This is a genomic window from Marinomonas arctica (genome assembly GCF_003259225.1).
Lineage (GTDB): Bacteria > Pseudomonadota > Gammaproteobacteria > Pseudomonadales > Marinomonadaceae > Marinomonas > Marinomonas arctica.
Map to the genome: position 1 here is coordinate 58,921 of NZ_QHJF01000006.1, position 21,015 is coordinate 79,935.

17 protein-coding genes and 1 tRNA gene are annotated in these 21,015 nt (G+C 45.0%); 6 read left to right on the forward strand and 12 right to left on the reverse strand.

The window, feature by feature from the left end; genetic code table 11:
- Position 1 precedes the first annotated feature (1 nt).
- Both DK187_RS05145 and DK187_RS05150 read right to left on the reverse strand, forming a co-directional pair.
- Positions 2-1,609: a glucan biosynthesis protein G gene (locus DK187_RS05145; protein ID WP_223232326.1), complete on the reverse strand. Its 1,608-nt coding sequence runs from the start codon at positions 1,607-1,609 to the stop codon at positions 2-4.
- A gap of 491 nt (positions 1,610-2,100) precedes the next feature.
- The gene (locus tag DK187_RS05150; protein WP_111606272.1) at positions 2,101-3,012 is read right to left on the reverse strand and encodes a pirin family protein; all 912 of its coding nucleotides are present in this window, start codon (positions 3,010-3,012) and stop codon (positions 2,101-2,103) included.
- A gap of 311 nt (positions 3,013-3,323) precedes the next feature.
- Between DK187_RS05150 and DK187_RS05155 the strand changes: the two genes are divergently transcribed.
- From DK187_RS05155 to DK187_RS05175, 5 genes are all read left to right on the forward strand, one after another.
- Positions 3,324-4,079, forward strand: coding sequence for a hypothetical protein (locus DK187_RS05155; protein ID WP_204355581.1), 756 nt, complete (start codon positions 3,324-3,326; stop codon positions 4,077-4,079).
- Position 4,080: 1 nt separating this feature from the next.
- Positions 4,081-4,554 (forward strand): CS1 type fimbrial major subunit, encoded by a 474-nt coding sequence (locus DK187_RS05160; RefSeq protein WP_111606273.1) that lies wholly within the window; start codon positions 4,081-4,083, stop codon positions 4,552-4,554.
- A 128-nt stretch (positions 4,555-4,682) separates the two neighbouring features.
- Positions 4,683-7,109, forward strand: a complete 2,427-nt coding sequence (locus DK187_RS05165; protein ID WP_111606274.1) for a TcfC E-set like domain-containing protein — start codon at positions 4,683-4,685, stop codon at positions 7,107-7,109.
- Between the two features lie 40 nt (positions 7,110-7,149).
- A complete protein-coding gene (locus DK187_RS05170) occupies positions 7,150-8,364 on the forward strand; it encodes a hypothetical protein (protein WP_111606275.1) in 1,215 nt (404 codons plus the stop codon).
- A 176-nt stretch (positions 8,365-8,540) separates the two neighbouring features.
- Entirely contained in the window at positions 8,541-9,050 is a 510-nt protein-coding gene (locus DK187_RS05175) for a CS1 type fimbrial major subunit (protein ID WP_111606276.1), read from the forward strand.
- A gap of 106 nt (positions 9,051-9,156) precedes the next feature.
- Here DK187_RS05175 and DK187_RS05180 read toward each other — a convergent pair whose 3' ends face one another.
- The 5 genes from DK187_RS05180 to uvrB all read right to left on the reverse strand — a co-directional run bounded on the left by DK187_RS05180 (position 9,157) and on the right by uvrB (position 15,839).
- Complete coding sequence (locus tag DK187_RS05180) at positions 9,157-12,363, reverse strand: response regulator (RefSeq protein WP_111606277.1); 3,207 nt, start codon at positions 12,361-12,363, stop codon at positions 9,157-9,159.
- On the reverse strand, positions 12,360-12,983 hold the full coding sequence (locus DK187_RS05185) for a response regulator transcription factor (protein WP_111606278.1): 624 nt from the start codon (positions 12,981-12,983) through the stop codon (positions 12,360-12,362). Before DK187_RS05185 ends, DK187_RS05180 begins: the two co-directional genes overlap by 4 nt.
- A 464-nt stretch (positions 12,984-13,447) precedes the next feature.
- Positions 13,448-13,524, reverse strand: a tRNA-Val gene (locus DK187_RS05190).
- 83 nt (positions 13,525-13,607) lie between these two features.
- On the reverse strand, positions 13,608-13,796 hold the full coding sequence (locus tag DK187_RS05195; RefSeq protein WP_111606279.1) for a hypothetical protein: 189 nt from the start codon (positions 13,794-13,796) through the stop codon (positions 13,608-13,610).
- A 15-nt stretch (positions 13,797-13,811) separates the two neighbouring features.
- Entirely contained in the window at positions 13,812-15,839 is a 2,028-nt protein-coding gene (gene uvrB, locus DK187_RS05200; protein ID WP_111606280.1) for an excinuclease ABC subunit UvrB, read from the reverse strand.
- Between the two features lie 272 nt (positions 15,840-16,111).
- Between uvrB and DK187_RS05205 the strand changes: the two genes are divergently transcribed.
- On the forward strand, positions 16,112-17,836 hold the full coding sequence (locus tag DK187_RS05205; protein WP_111606281.1) for a SulP family inorganic anion transporter: 1,725 nt from the start codon (positions 16,112-16,114) through the stop codon (positions 17,834-17,836).
- A gap of 34 nt (positions 17,837-17,870) precedes the next feature.
- Here DK187_RS05205 and DK187_RS05210 read toward each other — a convergent pair whose 3' ends face one another.
- The 5 genes from DK187_RS05210 to ihfB all read right to left on the reverse strand — a co-directional run bounded on the left by DK187_RS05210 (position 17,871) and on the right by ihfB (position 21,010).
- Complete coding sequence (locus DK187_RS05210) at positions 17,871-18,185, reverse strand: ComEA family DNA-binding protein (protein WP_111606282.1); 315 nt, start codon at positions 18,183-18,185, stop codon at positions 17,871-17,873.
- 165 nt (positions 18,186-18,350) lie between these two features.
- Positions 18,351-19,058 (reverse strand): orotidine-5'-phosphate decarboxylase, encoded by a 708-nt coding sequence (gene pyrF / locus DK187_RS05215; protein ID WP_111606283.1) that lies wholly within the window; start codon positions 19,056-19,058, stop codon positions 18,351-18,353.
- Between the two features lie 60 nt (positions 19,059-19,118).
- Positions 19,119-20,297 carry a lipopolysaccharide assembly protein LapB gene (gene lapB, locus DK187_RS05220; RefSeq protein ID WP_111606374.1) on the reverse strand — a complete coding sequence of 393 codons (1,179 nt, stop codon included), beginning with the start codon at positions 20,295-20,297 and terminating at the stop codon, positions 19,119-19,121.
- 5 nt (positions 20,298-20,302) lie between these two features.
- A complete protein-coding gene (locus DK187_RS05225; RefSeq protein ID WP_111606284.1) occupies positions 20,303-20,626 on the reverse strand; it encodes a LapA family protein in 324 nt (107 codons plus the stop codon).
- A 75-nt stretch (positions 20,627-20,701) separates the two neighbouring features.
- Positions 20,702-21,010: an integration host factor subunit beta gene (gene ihfB, locus DK187_RS05230; RefSeq protein WP_111606285.1), complete on the reverse strand. Its 309-nt coding sequence runs from the start codon at positions 21,008-21,010 to the stop codon at positions 20,702-20,704.
- Positions 21,011-21,015 lie beyond the last annotated feature (5 nt).

Consider the following 21,015-nt stretch of genomic DNA (forward strand, 5'->3'; position numbering starts at 1 on the left):
GTTATTCCTTAATCCAACGATATAGCCAAGTAGGAGCAACGGCAGTATCTCCCTGTTTAAGTTGAACCCGTAACTCTGCCAAGTCGGCGTCTTGTGGGTCAAAAGAGAGGTAAACACGCACACCGTTTTTATGGGGGTTTTTCACCACGATAGTCTCGAGTATTTCCCCATTACTGATGCTGGCATCAACGCTTAAATCATTGACATTTACATCCGGCATTTTATTAAAATCGATCACCACCTCTGGATCAGTCTTAAACAGTTTCACGCCCTTAGCACTTCGTACAACACGAGGAGACTCCAACGATACGGGCGTATCGTTAGACCAAGTTATCAAATACTGATAAGTATAAGATTGATCCTTTTTAAGGCCATCTTTAGGCTGCCAGTAGGCAACAATATTGTCGTTGGTCTCTGACTTTGATGGTATTTCCACCAGTTCAACATGACCCTCACCCCAATCATTTGTTGGCTTAATCCAAGCTGAAGGTCGCGTGTGATAATTGGCTTCTAAGTCCTGATAATCTTCAAATTTTCGCTTACGCTGAATTAAACCAAACCCTTTTGGAGAGGTATCACTAAAAGCACTGACCTGCAATGAGCTGGGGTTGTTCAATGGACGCCAAATCATCTCGTCATTGCCCGTTAGGATCTGAAGTCCATCCGAGTCATGCACCGCGGGACGGTAATCCGGCACGTCTGATACATCCAGAGAACTATTATGCATAAACATGGACGTCAACGGGGCAATACCCACATTTTTCAGATCAGCCCTTGGAAACAAGGTTGCTTTCACATCAATACGGGTTGGCTTTCCTGGATAAATACCAAAACGATAAGCGCCTGTGATCCTTTTACTGTCTAACAAAGCATGCACCACAATGGCGTCTTGGCTAGATGAAGGGCGCTCAATCCAAAAGTGCTTAAACATTGGAAACTCTTCGCCTTTTGGCTGCGCCACATCGACCGCAAGCCCTCGGGCCGACAAACCATAAGTCTGCTCTTTGGAAACCGCACGGAAGTAACTGGCACCTTGAAAAACAGCAAACTCATCACTCACATCGGCTTTGTTTATTGGGTAATGCAAACGCAATCCAGCGTACTTACCAACCTGAGAAATCAGCGCGCTTATTTCTGGGCTAGGCGTTGTGAAAGAGTCGGCTGACACGGCCAATGGAAAAGCTCGGCCGCTTTCCACCACATCGATAGACACGAGGTCTTTAAAAATAAAGCCTGGGGCAAATAGCTGTACGGAAAATTTGGTTGGCGTGTTTCCCCACACGGCTTGGTTTTGCTGAAAGTTGATTTGTTGATAAGTTGGATAGTCCATCGTTGTTAGCGCTTGAGGCGCCTTTTCCGCTGGCGTCATAGGCGATTGTGCCAACGTTCTCGCTAATTCAATCACTGTCTGGTTAGTAAAAGCATAGCCTTTTGCTGCCTCTTGCTCTGGCTGAACGTTTTCCACCGCAGGAACAGCATCCACCTTAACATTGGGTTCTTCCGCCTGCGCATACCCAATAAAGTTGATTAACAACGAGGTTAATAACGGCAGTTTAATCAGAAAAAGTGAATGGGTAGGCATGTGAGATAAAGAAGTAAATAATTTCAAAAGAAGCTCTCTCGTTGCTTAATTGGACTTAACCAAGCCCCAACATAGGGATGACGTCATAAATTTGACACTTATCATATAATCAAACTTGCGTGAGATTAAGGCAGCAAAGTCGGAGGAATTCATAAAAACTAAGGAGAAATTGTGTTTGAAGAGGTTTCACACTACTCGATCGTCGCTCAACTAGGCCAGCCGCGCCTATCATAATAGAAGATATGCAAATGTTACATGGCTATCATCACTCTAAATATAGAAATAATTCATTGATTTACCCCAGATAAGAACCATGTGCAACTAGACCACAAATTGCCCTATAAAAACCTTAAAAAAACGATGAAATAACAACCATTTTCAACCATATGATATCGATTCTCAACGAGACAGGATAACCGCTGGCTATCCTGTGACACTGAGGTTTGCACGGGTTGATTCCAATACCTTAAGTGGCGATGAAACCACCAAAAGCCTGCTAAAATGACGAAACTTAGCGTTTAAGGTAACGGAATAAATTCCTCTTCGTCATCAATGACTTTTGGAAAGGCCCCAGCCTGCCAGTCTCGTTTTGCTTGCTCGACGCGTTCTTTACGGCTAGAGATAAAATTCCACTCAATAAAGCGCTTACCGATTTTTTCACCACCGATCAGCGCGATTCGTGAATCCGCTGTCGCTTCAACCACTATGTCATCAGCGGCCGTCAAAATGACCATGGCAAACTCAGGTATCACGGTGTCGTTTATTTTCAGACCACCTTTTGCTACATAAATGGCACGCTCTTCGGCATTCGGCAAGGCTAAGTTCTGCCCCTCTTGCATGTGAGCTTCAACATACAAGGTCTCAGCATAGGTTTTTACCGGTGAGGTCAATCCGTAAGCACTGCCCATCAATACTCTCAATGGCACACCTTCTACCGTCGCCGTAGGAATACTGTCTGCAGGGTAATGATAAAAAGCAGGTTCGATCTCTTCGTCTTTCTCTGGCAATGCCAGCCAAAGTTGCAAACCATGCAAGGTATGTGGCACATGTTTTACTTCTGGACGCTCTCGTTCGGAATGGGTAATCCCTTTACCCGCCACCATGAGATTAATGTCCCCTGGTCTAATCGTGGCATAACTTCCTAATGAGTCTCGGTGTAAAATCTCCCCTTCGAACAAGTAAGTCACCGTTGCCAAATTAATATGAGGATGGGGACGAACATTAATACCGGAACCCGCTGGGAAATGCGCAGGGCCCATATGATCAAAGAAAATCCATGGTCCGACCGTTTTGCGCTCCGTCGTTGGCAAAGTACGCCTAACCATGAACTCGCCTAGATCTTTCTCTCGCGGCTTGATAATAATATCAATCGCCTCGCATCCCTTATCGGTATCACAAGCTAATTCGATATTTGCTTTTTCTATGCTCATACTATTTACCTGCTTAAGTCATTTTTTATTGTCGGGTCATCCGCTAGAGCAATGACCTTCAGCGTAGCTACCTCGCTTAACACTCCTTACGTTTAAATGTACTTAAACACAGTATGCAAAAAGTCACAGCGGCTTGTAAGTGATTTTTATCTTAACTGAAATTGCCATACGCTCTTTCTTAGTTCATCACCGTTAAAATCAGACAAGTCCGATCCACAACCAACCTGCCACGCTTTAGACTAACGTGCCTTACTGGTGGTAAATATTTTTAGTATTCCGCCAGGTTAATTCACCCTAAGAAGCGACCTAAAATGCACTACACACTATGCACTGTGCTCAAAATATTTGTTGTATTGGCTGGTCTGACTGGTTCAGTCTGCTATGCTGCAGCCCCTAATATTAACGTCGGTACCTTACACGATTACATCAGCGGTAAACAAAGCACTGAACTCAAACGTATTTACAATGCAGGCGATGCCACTGCGTTTGTTCGAGTGACAGTGCACGAAATTGTGTATGACGAAAAAGGTATCGCCAAAGAAGTAGACGCGGGTGAAATTTTAGGCGATAGCCAAAACGCGGATACCTTAATTGTTAGCCCTGCCCGTTTGATTATTCCGGCATCAGGTATTCAGTCAGCTCGTTTATTGTTTATTGGCCCCCGCGACAAAGAACGTTACTTTAGAGTGCGTTATATTCCTGTGCTGCCAGATATCAACGACAACTTTAACTTAAGCGCCGAAGAAAGTGCGGAATACAACAGCACCTTACAGGCGGGTTTTAACTTACTGGCGGGGTACGGCACTATCGTCTTTGTGCATCCGGCACATGAGCGGTATGACACTCAGATCACCCCCTACAACGACAAAGTCGTTATCCGCAACAACGGCAATACCACCATCAAACTGGATAAATTGACACAGTGTGACAAGGGCAATACCAACTGCGATAAGCCGATACTGGAGCATATTTTGCCGGGTAAAACCAAAACGCTGCACAAAGACACCGGTCGCCATTACCGCTTTGAACTACAGGAAGGTGACCACAAAAACATGCAGGAGTTTTGAGATGCACTACATTTTTATGTTGATGCTGATGGTCTGCCCTTTACTCGTTGCCGCTGAGCGCTTTGAACACACTGTGGCGGTGTCTTTACAACTGCCCAACCCAGATTTTCAAATCAGCACTCCGGCGTCCGATCCATGGCTGAATCAAACCCAGCAGATGGAATGGGATAGCCACCAACAGCGACTACTACCCATCCACAAACAGCTTACTATTCAAAGTCGTTTAGGCGGAGTTTCGGCACGCCTATTAGCACCAGCGAGATTAAGCTACGGCCCGAAGCAAATACTACTGAAAGTACAGCTGGACCGCACAGTGTTAAGCACCACAACACAAACCATATTAAACGCCCAACAAGCCAATGCTGGTCAGCAACTGGATGTCATCATTATGGCAATGCCCGATCCCAGTGGCCGCTACAGAGCGGGAACGTATCAGGGGGTGGTGAATATGTTATTTGAAACTTCTTCCCCATAACACCGGCATTTTGCTCTTTTAGCAGATACCTTTACTGCAGAAAAAACCAAACTCAGATTAGTCCGATAGTCTGCCAACCCTGACGCCACTAGTATACGCAGCACTCACTTTACCTGGGGGAACTGTGATTGCCAGTCTTTTCATTTAACCGAATTGCTATCTGTGTGACCTGCTTTCTACTGGCAACCTACACCTATGGCCAATCTGCGCATTCTTCCATTCCTGTGTTACAGCAAGCCGAACAATTGCCGGCTGATTTTGCCGCTCATCTTTTTAATGTACCACTTGTCGTCCGAGTGGAGCTAAACAGTCAATACCTCGGGGATGCGCTTTTGGTATTAACAGAGGACAACCAGGTACAACTCTTAAGCTTTACTGATGCTTACAACAGCCCTTATGGCGATACAGAGCGTAACTTCTGGCTACAGGAGCTGAGTGATAAAGTGGCTTTAGGCTCTTGCTCTGCCTGTAACAAACAGTGGCTGGCGTTGGAGTACAGTTTGTCCGATTCCCGCTTGTCTATTTTGACTCAGGATGTGGAGAAACAAAACTCTGAGCAAAAATACCTGTTGTTACCTAAAGACGGCAGCAGCGGGATTATTATTCAAAACCAGCTGAGCCTGGTCAATGCAGAAAGCGCGGCTACTTCGAGCTATTACAATCTAGAGGCTGTCGCCAGCACGGGGAACTGGACTCATCACACCGGCGCTCAAGTATCCAAAAGTGGCGTTGCCAGAGATAACACCTACTACGGGTTAAGTCAGCTCTACAGTCAACGTGAACTGCAAGGGCGCGCTATTCGTGCAGGCTATTTTGCCAATGACCCGCAGGGGTTAAGTTTGCGCCCTGGCCGTGGTTCGGGTGGCGAAAATATGTTGGGGGTGATGCTCAATTCTTCAGACTCGCTGGTCGCTCAACAGCAATACCCAAGTACAACACCAGTCTATGTTACTGCCGAGCGCCCTGCTGTTGTGGAGATTTACCGCAACGGCTTTTTAATCAATAGCCAGCAGGTCCAGGCGGGGTTGCAGGCTATCGACACCAAAGTACTACCAAGCGGTATTTATGCAGTACAACTGCGTGTAGTGCAGGATGGGCAATTGCTGTCAGACTCTCAGGCGATGATTTATAAACCATCGGGCTGGCGCGATAGCTCTGAGCCACTGCGTTACAGTATTTTTGCAGGTCGTCAGACCCAACTCTTTAGCAGGACGGAATCAGAGTATGAAGGTGATTTAACAGCAGGGGCAACACTGAATTACCTACTGAATCCGTTCACTATTGTCGGCCTTGGTACTCAGTACATCGATCAGCATCTTCAATTAGGTACGTCTGTCGATTACAGCCTGTCGGATCGCAGCAAACTACTGGCCAATTATTATCACAGCGAAGGTTCAGGCTATGGCCTGGACACACAGTTTCTCTATGGTTTTGATAGCGGCAATTTGGTGCTAAGCCAGCAGCAATACAATAAAAGCTCTCAAAGCATCACTGCGGCTTCACAACAAACAACAGCGTTAAGCTGGCAACAAAGAATAAATGCTACACAAAGTACGTCACTCAGACTGTCACATCAGATGAACAGAGGCACAGGCGCTGATTTCAGTTGGCAATATCGCCAAAAAATGATGGATACCGACAGCACTTGGCGCTTAAGCGCCTTTAACAGGCCTGCGGTTTCCAATCTGGTCCATAGACGTAATACAGGCATAGAACTTAGCTTGAATATCAACTTTGGACAGCATTCTTCTCAGTATTACGGCGCTATTGGCAACAGAACTTCACGCGATGGCAACAAAGAAAACACAGCAGAATTAGGCTGGCGTAAGCAAATTGAAAACAGCGACATTAAAAATATCGGTCTGAGTTCAAACTTTGACAGCTATGGGATGGGCATCAACAGCTATGCGACTGTGCAAAACCAATACCTCACCAGCGATCTCTATATGTCCAGATCCTCTTTTGATGGCAAATTCAGCTCAGGCTTAAACCTCAATAGTACTGTGGTCGCCAATACACAGAGTGTGGCGGCAAGCAGCGCAAATACTTATGACGGTGCCAGCTTAATTGTTGATTTAGAATCGGATCAGCACGATGTAGAACTGATGGCACACGATTCAGCCGGTCAGACAGTGCGTTTAAAGCCCGGCCGTAATGTGGTTCCTGTTAGCGCTTATACCCCAGGCACTGTCAGCTTCGACATTGCTAACCCGCACTCTACTTATGTCAGCCTATCGCAATCTGTGGCGCCTTATCATCTAAATAAAGGTGGTGTGCAGTATCTGAAACTATCAGCGTACAAAACTCTGACTGTTATAGGCCGTCTGCTTGATGCTGAAGATAAACCTTTAGGCGGACATCATGTACTGAATCACTCCAGCCGCACTGTCACAGAAAATAGCGGATTTTTTACGCTGGCAATGCGTGAGTCTTCCCCTACGTTGGATGTGCTAGAACAAGGTGCACCACTTTGTCATTTTGACCTGTCACCCAGTACTGGACAGCAACAACAGGACTTATGGTTTGTCGGTGATTTGTTATGTCAAACCAATTAAAGCCAGAACCACTAATTACATCATCTAGATGGGGCCCACTATGCATTTAACTGTTTTCACTTTCCGCATGATACTGCTTGCAGCGCTTTATGTTTTGCCAGTTCATGCTTATGAAACCACTATTCACGCCGAATACAGGCCAAGCGCCAATGGTCAGCAGAATATCAATTTTACTGACATAACGGAATGCAGTGATTATTGGTGCAGTTTTTGGGGAAAAGACAAAATCCTTCAGTTGGATACCTTTATCAACCGAAACTTTCGTCGCGGCACAAATCCAAGGGAACAAGTCTATTTGCGTTTTCCAGGCAGCAAGATAGTAAGAGTGCAACAAGAAAACGGTAGTACCGCCAATTTAACTTTTTCCTTAACAGATATAGGCGGTATTTATCGTCGCAACGGCACGAATCAGCCTCATTTGTTCCAACTCAGTGACGATTTAAACATGCCAGACAATAATTCGTCTTGCCAAAGAAGTGGATTTAACTCAGTCAACGGTTATACAGACACCGCCTTTTTATGGAATATCAACACGGCAGCACAACAAAATGGTGGTCAATGCACCAGAACGCTAAGAAGGCAATACTCAAGCACTTATGGCATAACACAGCGGCATTTGATTTTTAAATACCGCTTAAACACGCCCGACCCGTTAAAAATGGATAACGGCATTTACAGAGGAAAACTGGTATTTAGCGTAGGGCCTAATGGTGATTTTGATTTTGGTGATGGCAGCTATGATGAAAGCGAAGTAGTGATAAATTTTGAACTCAGTGTAGGCCACCAGTCTTTGTTTCGCTTTCCGGCAGGCAGTGAACAAGCTACGCTCTCCCCTGCCGCCGGCTGGGCCCAGTATTTAAATACTGGGCAGGTACCAGCCCGTGTTTATCAGGACATACCTTTTCGGTTGTGGAACTCGGTTCCTATTGCAGTTTATCTGCAATGTCAGTACCAAAGCGGCTCAGACTGTGCACTGAAAAACACCAAACAAAACCATCAGGTGCCGGTAATATCCAGCCTGAGTTTGCCAAAACAACTGGCACAACAAAATGGCGCTGCGGTCAATAACATCCAGTTAAGACAAGGCCAAGCCAATCAATTACTGTTTAAAGCTAACTCCACAGTACTGAACGGTGCCGGACAGCTGCACTTTGAAGTACAACGTAACGCGTTAACCGAAATGCTTAGCAGCTACAGAGGGGATTTATACAAAGGCGATGTCACCTTGGTAATTGAACCTCAGCTCCCTAACTAGATCGCTCGTCGGTAAGATTACACTTTTGCACCATCGGTTGAAAAATAAAACCAGATCAGATTAGTCCGATAGTCTGCTGTATCGGACTGCCCTACCATAACCCTCATGATGAGTTGCTCATCAATACCGCAGTACCACAAGGGCTGCATACCCTTTGATTTAAGGAGCTTTTAGCTATGAAAAATCTGAACACAGTTCTTGCCTCAACCATGCTGTTAAGCCTATCAGCTTCGGGCTTTGCCGCTCAGACTGAGCAAAAACAAATCACGATAGTGGCTGATGTGCCATCCACAGAATTTTTCGTCAATGCGCTGCCGGGGGACGACGTCTTTACTGCGCCTCAGCGTATGGAATGGAACACTTTTAATAACGTGCTAACCCCTATTCAAAAGCAACTGCATATGGGTAGCACCACTGGAGCGATTCAGGCTGCGGTGACCAGCTCTACCCTGACAGGCAGTTTATTGTCCAATACTATAGACCTTGCCGTTTCTGTAAACGGAGTGACGCTAAGTACAGCATCAGCCGATGTGCTGGGTGCAACACAGGCCGCTGCAGGTCAGGTGGTCAATATGACAATAGCACCTGTAACAGGCGCAAACTATACGCCGGATAATTACTCTGGTGTAGTCAGTTTATCTTTTGAAACCCCACTACCAAGTACAGAACCTGCCCCTGCCCCATAAGTCTTCATTAAGCACAACCCGCGCCTTTGGCAGGTAAATAATTTACCTGCCTTTTTTTATTCAAAGTTTTTGCTCAAAAATCGAAGTTTTTCCCGTCTGAGGCCAGCTACTTCTGACTGTTATAGCACCATAACTGTGCTTCGCGGTTAAATACTTTTAAAGCGGCTAATATCCGTAAACTGGCACTGGTGATCTGCTGCTCTGTGGCGTGTTCCATCGCTTCACAACTATCCAACAGCTGCTCTGCCTGCACCAACACAGCAGCGCCTTTGATTTTATGCGCCAGTCGTTTCAATCCTTCCCAATCCGATTGCTGTAGTAACCGCTTCAGTTGCTCAATGTCCTGACTATTACTTTGACATAAAGTCGACAACATCTGACGGGCAAAGACTGGATCAGGACCAGATAAGGCAAATAAAGCATCGATATTAAATGCTGCTTTGCCTTTGGCATACTTCTGAATGTTTTGTTGTAATTCATTAATACTGATAGGTTTAAATAAGCAATCATTCATACCAGCAGCTATACATTTCGCTATTTCATCGGACTGAGCTCTGGCCGTTAACCCTATGACAGTCAAATGCTTTAAGGCTTGGTCTTCTCGTATGGCTTTAGCCAGTTGATAACCATCCATACGTGGCATATTACAATCTGTTAGTACCAAATCTAGATGTTGCTGCGTTAAAAGCGCCAATGCTTCGATACCGTCTGCAGCCTGCCACACCTGATGACCTAAATAACTCAATTGACGCTGCAATAACAGTCGATTGACCTGATGATCGTCCACCACCAACAGCTTTAAGGCTTGTTGCTTTTGTTCTGTATTTTCCTCTGATATATCATGACATTGCTCGACAGTCACAGGCACAGCGGCCCTGCAAGGCAGCTTCAACTCAATCTGAATCTCTGTACCCTGATCTTTTTCGCTCTGAATCGAAAGCCTGCTCTGCATCAATTGCACTATGGTCTGGCAAATACTTAAACCTAAGCCTGAACCACGCTCGCCTGAAACCTGTTCTGAGTTCGCCAATTGCGCAAAAGGTTTCAACACGTTTTTGCCTTGTTCAGGCGTCAAGCCCACCCCAGTATCTTTGACACAAAGCTGCACTAAAAGATGCTCATCTTGCTGCTCCAGCACGATTAACCGTAAACACACACCACCTTCCGGCGTAAATTTAATAGCATTACTGAGCAGATTCGATAGCAATTGTTTAAACAGTAAAGGATCCAGCTCTACCTGATATCGCTCAAAAGCCGCATCCACCTTGCAGTGCAAATATAAGCCTTTGCTTTTCGCCATACCGACAAACACAAGATACAATCTGTTGATTTCGTCCTTCAAGTTCAGCCACAACGGGTTAAGTTCCAACTGGCCAGCTTCAATTTTGGCAATATCCAGAATATCACCTATCAGCTCTTTTAGACCTTGAGCTGAATCGTAGGCAATATCTATGGCGGTAAAATCCCACAACTTTTCATCGGCTTGGCGCTTTGCAAGCTCCAACGTGCCTATAATCGCGTGCAGCGGTGTTCGAATTTCGTGGCTCATGGTGGAAAGAAAAAAACTCTTGGCTTTGCTGGCCTCTAAAGCCTGCTCTTTGGCACGTTCAACTTGTTCAAGCAGTAACTGACGCTCCCGCACCTGACGGCGTAAATAAAAATTCCAGAATAGAAATCCCAGTACAACCAGCGTAAAAACAACTGCCGCCTGGATAAGCTGCTGGCGATAACTCTGCCAAAAGTTTGGAGTAGAAGGGTTAACCGACCAATCTGACAACAGCGCCAATTGATCAGGCGGAATACTCAGCAGAGTTTTATCCAAAATGCTAAACAGCTCAGGTTGCTGCTTGGAGACAGCTAAGGTAAAACGTGCCCCAGCGGGTAAAAAACTAGAACTGATTTGCAATTGGTTTTTATAGGTTAATTCAGTATAAAACCTTGCTATCACAAGGTTTTCAACCAAAGCATCAGCCTGCCCCTTTAATACGGCATCCACGCTTTGCTGCAAGTTATCAACAAATGTAAACTTCATATCAGGATACGTTGCCTTAAGATAAGGCACTATTGCATGATTGGTTTGAATAGCTAACGTTTTTCCCGCCATCTGCTCCAGCCGCAATTCAGGCGTAGCTGAGTCTTCACGGGTCAATACCGCATACGAAGTCACCAGATAAGGCCGACTGAAATTTAAAAATTCAGCGCGTTCAGCATTGGGTGCCAGAATAGCCGACAGGTCTGCTTTACCCTGCTTTAGCAGTTGCAGCATCTCAGTCAAAGAGTATGCAGGCACCCACTCGAACTCCAGCCCAGTCTTGGCACTAATCGCTTCTGTTAAGGACTTTAAAATGCCAACACCTTGGCTTAAATCGTTTGAACCCATTAAAAAAGGAGTGTCGCTCAGCACATGCACAATACGCACAGCGTTATTACGTTCGATGTAACGATGTTCAGCTTCTGATAACTCGATACGCTCTGCCAACATATAAAGCGCGCGACCTGCACTCCAGCGCTGTAAAATCTGTTGCCGCTCAGTATGAGGCACAGCAGAGATAACTTTATTTAACAGTGCCAATAGCTCAGTCTGTTGTTTCGACACATGAAAGGTAAAGTGTCCTGACGCCAGAGGGGTAAAGTCGCTGATATTCAGCTCTGAAAAATGACCGCTGTGAATTAAATAATGCGCGCTGATAGCATTGCCTAAATACCAATCAGCATGACCTAAAGCCACAGCTTCTATCGCCTGAGTTAAATTGTCGTATGGCACTAAATCAGCGTCAGGAAAACTTTGCTGTAACCGTTCAACAGTTAAATAGTGTTTTGAAAAGGCCAACCTGAATTTACGGTTAGCCATCTGTTTTGCGGTTAACTTTGTAGTGGATGGCTGATGTGATGCGGTCACCAACACCGGAATATCATCTGCATAAGGCTCTGTCGCAATGATATCTGCGACATCCAGCTCATTCATACGAGCGTAACTGTAAAAGTCGATGGTACCTGCTCGCACAGCGGCTATTAACTCTGCTTTAGTGGCGAAACTTCGAACTTCTACAGGCTTTGCCAAAGCTGCGCTGATCAGACCCAAATAATCCGCGGTTATACCTTCAAAATCTCTGCCATTGGTTTTAATAACAAAAGGCGGATGCTCGTCATTCAACGCACCAAACACCAGCTGTTTCTTTGCCATCAACCACTGCTGCTCCGCTCCTGTTTGCTCTATTTGTACCATTGCAGTGCTGCGGGAAAAGAGCTGAAGCTGCTGAGCTGCCGACACTAGCGGAACCAGCAACAGAACAATCCAAAGCCATCGCCTCATATCAAATTATGCCTTTTGGCAAAATCAAACAGCTCCATAGACGAGCCTAAGTTTAGTTTGGCAAGAATATTGGTTTTGTGGGTGCTGACCGTTTTATGGCTAATGGCCATCGTTTCTGCTATGTCTTTATTAGCATGACCTTTACACAACAACTCAACGATTTGCAGCTCTCTGTTGCTTAAACTGGCTAATAATTCGCTCTCAGAGCCTGCCAGTTGTTCACCATAGAACTCCGATTGTGGGAATACTTTTTTGCCTTTCAGCACCAAACGTGCGGCTTCTGCTAACTCTTCCAACGGCTGCGCTTTAGAGAGAATCCCATAAGCGCCAGCTTCAATGCAGCGCACCGCATACACCGATGGATCCTGAGCCGTCAGCACTAAAATACGGGTGTCAGGATAACGCTGGTTGACGCGGCGTATCACTTCCAAACCACTCATTTGCGGAATATCCAAATCCAAAATCATCAGCTGGCAAGGGGTGTTTTTTAATAATTGAATGGCGTCTATGCCGTTATCCGCTTCCGCCATTACCACAAAATTATACCGCTCAAGTACCGCTTTTACTGCCAAACGTAAAAACGGATGATCATCCACGACAGCAACAGAGATGGGTAACATGTTTTACTCCAGCGACAATTTATCTTATACAGCATAGACAGTTACGGACCGGAGAGCATATGCAGATCACTCTATTACAACCATAGGATTAATCTGATTTTACTATCATAAGAGGTCTACAAAAAAAACACCTTAAAAGTAATATTACGCTGCTCAAAGGCGGATAGCTTATCGCCAGAAATATCGAAAATGGGCATACTGGTCCTCCTTTACTTCTGTTCTATTTTTCATCTGACCCCGATTGTTGTGCGATTGTTGGCTTATGAAGATTGAAGTTATTAATTAGAAATTTTCTAATATTCAGAAAATATTAAATAAGGGTAAAGGTCACTCAAAAGCAGCAATAATACAAAGATGGGATCAAAGTGGTATCAATCTGGTCCCTTTTTGGGACCAATTCAGATACAAAAAAGCCGAACACTGGGTTCGGCTTTCGTAACTTACTGAGTAGTAAGTATAAATTTTGGTAGGACTAGGCGAACTCGAATCGCCGACCTCTACCATGTCAAGGTAGCGCTCTAACCAACTGAGCTATAGTCCTAAAAAGTGTTGGCTATTATACGCAGAGGTTTGCTTTTGACAAGCCCTAGAACACACTTTTTGAAGTCTTTGTTTTAAAACTGTTTATTCGTCGAATGGAACGAGCAGTTCATGACCAATAACTTCGTCAATTAGGCCGTAAGGTACTTTGTATTTTTTGTCTTTGAACCTAACCAATACATAGTCGTAGCACATTTCGATCACGGTGCAGTTGACGATAACGCCCTTGTCGATAACCCGAATGATGTTGTAGTTTCTTAACGTAATCGCCATGTTTGTTTCCCGCTCTTAGGATTCACCTACGTCTTTTAGTTTTTTCTGCAACTGACGAATCTGGTCTCGATAACCGGCTGCCAGTTCGAATTTCAGTTCTTCCGAGGCCAACATCATCTCTTTTTGCAGTTGGATCATGGCTTTACGAACTTGAGCCACGTCTTCCATGCTTTCCACTTGGTAATCTTTTGCCGTCTCGGCGACTTTCTTAGTTTTGCTGCCGCGTTTGCCTGCACCTGGGTTATAAGCGCCCTCCATGATGTCTTCAACCGATTTGGTGATGCCAACTGGCGTGATACCATGTTCCTCGTTGTAGGCCTGCTGTTTTTCACGACGACGATCGGTTTCATTAATGGCTCGCTCCATAGAACCCGTGATGCGATCCGCGTACAAAATGGCTTTACCATTGACGTTACGGGCGGCTCGACCTATGGTCTGAATCAGCGATTTTTCCGAACGCAAGAACCCTTCTTTGTCGGCATCAAGAATGGCCACCAGACTCACTTCTGGGATATCCAAGCCTTCTCGTAGCAAGTTTATACCAACCAAGACATCAAACTCACCTAAACGTAAATCACGAATGATCTCCACTCGCTCTACGGTATCGATGTCTGAATGCAAATAACGCACTCGAACGCCATGATCACTCAGATAATCACTTAAATCTTCCGCCATGCGCTTGGTCAAGGTGGTCACCAAAACCCGCTCGCCAATTGGCGTACGCAGATTAATTTCAGATAACAAATCGTCAACTTGCGTCGCTACGGGGCGTACTTCTAAAATGGGGTCAATCAAGCCAGTCGGGCGTACAATCTGTTCGACCACCCAATCTTGATGCTCTTCCTCGTACTTGCCCGGTGTGGCTGAGACAAATATTGTTTGCGGTTTAATCTGTTCCCACTCTTCAAATCGCATCGGGCGATTATCTAAGGCGGAAGGCAAACGAAAGCCGTATTCGACCAGATTCTCTTTACGAGAACGATCGCCTTTGTACATGGCACCGATCTGCGACACAGTCACGTGGGATTCATCGATCACCAACAAGGCATTGGCTGGTAAATAGTCAAACAAAGTGGGCGGTGGTGAGCCTTCTTCCCTACCCGATAAATAACGCGAATAGTTTTCTATGCCGTTGCAGTAGCCCAGCTCTTGCATCATTTCTAAATCGTATCGTGTACGCTGATCAAGGCGTTGCATTTCGACCAATTTATTCAGCGACTTTAGCTGTTCAAGGCGTTGATCTAACTCTACCTTAATGCGCTCGATGGCCGCCTGTACGGTTTCTTTTGGCGTCACATAATGGGTTTTCGGATAAATAGTGACACGAGGCACTTTACGAAGCGTTTTGTTGGTTAACGGGTCAATCATCGATAAGGTTTCAACTTCGTCATCAAACAACTCGATACGAATCGCGGTGTCTTCCGAGTCCGCAGGAAACACTTCGATCACATCACCACGCACCCGAAAGTTACCACGCTCTAATACCAAGTCGTTGCGGCTGTATTGCAGCTCTGCCAAACGGCGTAACACGTCACGCTGATCAATGCGATCACCTCGGTCAAGGTGTAACATCATTTTTAAATAAGATTGCGGATCGCCCAAACCATAAATCGCTGAAACAGTTGCGACGATAATAACGTCTTCTCGTTCCAGTAACGCCTTAGTCGCAGACAAACGCATTTGCTCTATGTGCTCGTTAACTGATGCGTCTTTTTCAATAAAGGTATCTGATGCGGCCACATAGGCTTCTGGCTGGTAGTAATCGTAATAAGAAACGAAATACTCTACGGCATTGTTGGGGAAAAATTCTTTGAATTCACCGTAAAGCTGCGCCGCCAATGTTTTATTATGCGCCATGACAATCGTGGGACGCTTCACTTGCGAAATCACATTGGCAATGGTGTAGGTTTTCCCTGAGCCTGTTACCCCAAGTAAGGTTTGATGGGCCAGACCCGCCTCTACGCCACGAACCAGTTTTTCAATGGCTTTTAGCTGATCGCCCGCGGGTGAGTAAGGTGAAACAACTTGAAACTCTTGCGACACGGATTTTTCCCCAAGCTATACAATTGACTCCATAGATTAACAAATTTTGCAGAAAAGGTCTGGTATTTAGAGTATTCATCTAGACGACTTTAAGGAAGAGTCGGAAAAACTTCCCCGTTAGACTTTATTAATTTCACTATCAAATATAACATAAAGACATATTCTTATAACGCTTCATATAAAACACAGACATCACTACGATTGGCAACAATCAAAGTCTGCCCTGAGCGTTCACCCAGCGACCTAGAAGGGTACAATTTTAAGCGAGTCACATGAAAAAATTGGAAAGATATTTCCCTGCTCTGAGTTGGCTTAAAGGTTACTCACGCGCTGATCTGCAAACCGATACTGTAGCCAGTTTCATTGCCACTATTTTATTGATACCACAAAGTATGGGTTACGCTTTATTGGCAGGATTACCCGCTGTAACAGGCCTCTACGCTGGCATTATTCCTTCTATCTTATATGCTTTTTTTGGTACAAGCCGCACACTGGCTGTCGGCCCTGTTGCTGTCACCTCCATGATGACAGCGACCATTCTGATGCCCTTCGCACTACCAGGAAGCGAACAATATGCCGCCATTGCCATGATGTTGGCGTTTTTATCGGGGGTATTCTTAATATTGATGAGCCTATTAAAAATGGGCTTTCTGTCTAATCTACTCAGCCATCCTGTTATTTCCGGTTTCATTAGTGCTTCCGCTATATTAATCGCAGTAGGACAGTTCAAACATTTAATTGGCGTCCAGGCTCATGGCAACAATCTTATCGAGCTGACGCAAAGTATGATGCGGCATATCCAAGACATTAATTTGCCTACTGTGCTTTTAAGTACCATTTCCATCCTATCTTTAATATTACTCAAACGTTATCTCACCCCCATTTTGAGCAAACTTGGCCTGTCAGAGCATTACGCTCAAATGCTTGGAAAAGCGGGGCCGGTTATTGTTGTGGTAGCCACCACCAGCAGTGTGGCTGTGTTTTCCCTAGACACTCTCGGAATCAAAATTGTTGGTGATATAAGCACAAGCTTACCCTCTATTCCTTTCCAACAATTTACCATCGATGCCATGATTGACCTATTACCAGGGGCCTTTCTGATCAGCATTGTGGGCTTTGTAGGGTCTGTTTCTGTGGCTCAATCCTTCGCAGCAAAACGCAAGCAAGATATTAATCCAAACCAAGAACTGGTTGGTTTAGGCTTAGCCAACTTAGGCGCGGCATTCAGCGCTTCTTTTCCCGTGACTGGCGGCTTTTCACGGTCGGTTGTCAACGTCAGCGCAGGGGCAAAAACCCCAATGACAGGCATCCTCACGGGTTTATTGATGCTAGTAACTTTGCTCTTTTTCACGCCGCTTTTTTATTACCTGCCAACCGCGGTACTAGCGTGCAGTATTATTATCTCGATTCTACAGCTTATTGAATTCAACAACCTGTTGAGGCTCTATCGCTTTTCGAAACAAGAAGCGCTGGGCTTATTAGCGACTTTTTTTGTCGTGCTGTTTGTCGGCATGGAAACAGGAATAATCGTCGGCGTCTCATTATCGCTTTTATTCTTCCTTTGGCACACTAGCCATCCACATATCGCCGTGGTTGGCCGACTCCCTGGAACAGAGCACTTTCGTAACGTAAAGCGTTTCGACGTGGAAACCGACCCAGAAGTGATCACCATTCGAATTGATGAAAACCTTTTCTTTGCTAACGCGAGAGTCCTTGAAGATTACGTCTTAACCTTGGTTTCTCAGCATAAAGACATGAAGCATCTCATTCTTATGTGCAACGCGGTCAATATGATAGACGCAAGCGCATTAGACAGTTTAGAAACCATTGACGACAGATTGAAATCTGCCGGAGTCATGCTGCATTTTTCTGAAATAAAAGGACCTGTAATGGATAAATTAAAAGAGTCGAGCTTAGTTTCAAACCTGAGCGGTCAGATCTTTTTAACCCAACATCAGGCTATGAAGACGTTAACCAAGCAGCAAGCAGAAATATGATCTGCTTGCTGTATTGCGCTCTTAAAAGGCCATGTTAATTGGCCGAAGCATTATCATCCGCCGTTACTCGCAACAGATCTTTGTTACGAGACAATAACGCATCACCAATGCCTTTTACCTCAGACAACTGCTCAATCGATTCAAAACGACCATTGGCGTCTCGATAAGCAATAATGGCTTCGGCTTTTTTGCTGCCAACACCAGACATAACCGCTGCAAGCTCCGCCGCCGTGGCAGTGTTAATATCCAAAGGCGTGGCCGCGAAAAGTGAGAAAGGCACAAGAGCCAGTGCAGCAACAAGAAGTGAACGAGAAATACAAGCACGAAAAACACGAGAGAGGTTAGTCATAGAAAAATCCTTTTCAAAGTCTTAATAAAAGATGGCATCTTGCCAATAAAAAACCACTTACTATGTCGACATAGGGTCAACATAAACAAGTGGTTTTAGAGTAAAAGCTTTTTAGTCAGACTTCAAGCGTCTTTTTTATCGGATATCAAAATGCCATAAGGGAGATTATGACATCACACCTAGATCACGATTCGCTTGAGTCAACACAGCAATAGGATCACTAGCCTGAGTTATTGGACGCCCCATGACAAGGTAATGACTGCCTGCCGCCATAGCCTCCGCTGGTGTCATAATACGCTTCTGGTCGCCTTGATCCGCACCAGTAGGACGAATACCAGGTGTTACTAACACAAAATCTCGTCCTAAATCCGCAGACAACATGCTGGATTCTTGCGCAGAACAGACCACCCCATCCATGCCAGAAGATTTCGCCAACGCTGCCAAACGCTTGACGTGTTGCTCAGGCGTCGCGTCAATACCGATTTCTAAAAGATCCGCTTGATCCATACTGGTCAGAACCGTTACCGCAATCAACAAGGTCTTGTTATCGGGTAATTGCTGCAATGCATTCGCAGACGCTTCCATCATACGACGGCCACCAGTCGCATGAACGTTTACCATCCACACACCCGCTTTAGCCGCCACACTCACCGCGTTCGCCACCGTATTTGGAATATCATGAAATTTAAGATCGAGAAAAATGTCGAAGCCTAGCTTATGCAGCTCATCCAAAATCACAGGACCTGCTGTGGTAAACAGCTCTTTGCCGACTTTGACTCGACACTGGCTAGGGTCTAGTCGTTTCGCCATCTCAACGGATTGCGCCATGGTTGGGTAATCTAGGGCAACCACTATAGGGGATTGGCAGCTCATTCAGTGTCCTCTTTTCTTTCGGTTTCTGTCGTTTATAAGTATCACAATACGCGCTTTGCTTTATTCACCTTCCAAACCATGAATTGGCTTTACCACACCCCAATTTTTACAACTAGGACACTGCCAATGCAATTGATGTCCAGGAAAACCACACTGGCGACATTGATATTTGTGTTTTGCCTGTACAAGTTGATCAATCAGCTCGAATAACACCACCAAATGTTGTTGGTTGTAACCTTGAGAATCGGCGAGCTGCAAACTAATTAGCTCTTTAAAACCTTTAATCGTGGGGTGTAATCTTAATTGTTCAACCAGAAACATCTCGGCGTAGTCTTTATCTGTTTCCATGTAATGCTGAACCAGCGCCATGATTAAAGCCGTAGAAGGCTTTTTCTGATTCTGTTCTTGCAAAAACTTAATGTAACCACCACTGCCCCATACTTTTTGATAACACTCTTTTAACTTAGGGATAATAATGGAAATAAATTCTGGGTCCTGTTCTGCTGCGTGCTTTAGCTCTTTAATGGCGTCACGATAACGCCCTTGGCTATTTAATACATCGGCCGCGCCAATGCTTGCTCGAACGCAGCTAGAGTCCACCTCTAAAGCTTGCTTATAATACTGAAAAGATTGCTTCCATTGCTCTTTTTTCTGTAACTCTTGAGCCATCTCACAATGAAAATGCGCCAAGCGCTTAATCTCTTTTTTGGTAGGCGCTTCTTTGATCAACTCAGAGCCAATTTGTATGGCCTTATCCCAACTCTGCTCAAATTCATAAAGATCAACAAGCAAAGTGAGTATTTTAGGCTGAAATTCCGTTTTGCGTGACGTTGACGCCATGTTCAACAACAGTCGCCCTGCTCTATCTAGCAAACCAGCTGACATGAAATCACTGGCCAGCTCCAACTGCACCATACGCATTTCACGCTGGGATATCTCAGGACGAGCGAGCAAGTTTTGGTGTATGTTAATAGCCTTTTGTATTTCACCTTTTTTACGAAATAAATTACCCAGTGTAAGGTGAATATCAAAGGTATCAGAATTGACTTCGAGAGAATCAACAAAAGCGTCAATGGCCTCAGAATGTTGATCGTTCAGTAGATGGTTAAGACCACGAAAATAATCGGTCGGTATGCTTTTTTTGGTTTGCTTATTTTTCTTGGTCGGATTTTTACGCCCCATTGCCCAGCCAACAAAGAGCGCGACAAACAGAACCAAAAACAACCCAATTTCGGTCAACTCAATCACTCCTTCCCAACAGAAAGCTCTTTCGCAATAGAAGCCTTACGCAACGAATCTACCTCATCTCGTGCTTTTTCGTATTTACGAGTTAATACCTTGATCTGACGCTCACTGCGCAAATAGGTAACTGAGCTAACCAACAAGGCAACACAGGCTCCGACAGTAAAAGATATAATGACATAGAGAGCGACACTGAGTTCTGGCCCTTGCCAAAAAACAAGATCTAAAGGGATCAGTTGTGGATTGCGGATGGCAAAAAACACACCCACGGCAAGAAAAAAAACAACGAGTACTGTGTAAGTAACTCTTTTCAGCCATTTAAGCATAAAACAACCTACCAAAAAATAGAATGGCGTTATTATGCCGTGGTAGCTAAAAAATTTCGAGGCATAAGACGTAAATTAGTTAAGTTCGTTAATCTCACTGTCTTCAGGCAAATTAACCAATTCTCTCAATTCTTTGCCCGGTTTAAAGTGAGGCACGTACTTGGCTCCCAGTTCAACAGACTCTCCCGTTTTAGGATTTCGGCCAATTCTGGGTGCTCGGTAATGCAGAGAAAAACTACCGAAGCCTCTTATCTCTATGCGCTCACCATTCGCTAAGGAATCAGACATATGCTCCAGCATTGCTTTGATTGCTTGTTCAACATCTTTCACCGGCAAATGGGATTGCTGATCGATTAGCAGCTCTATCAGCTCAGATTTTGTCATTACTG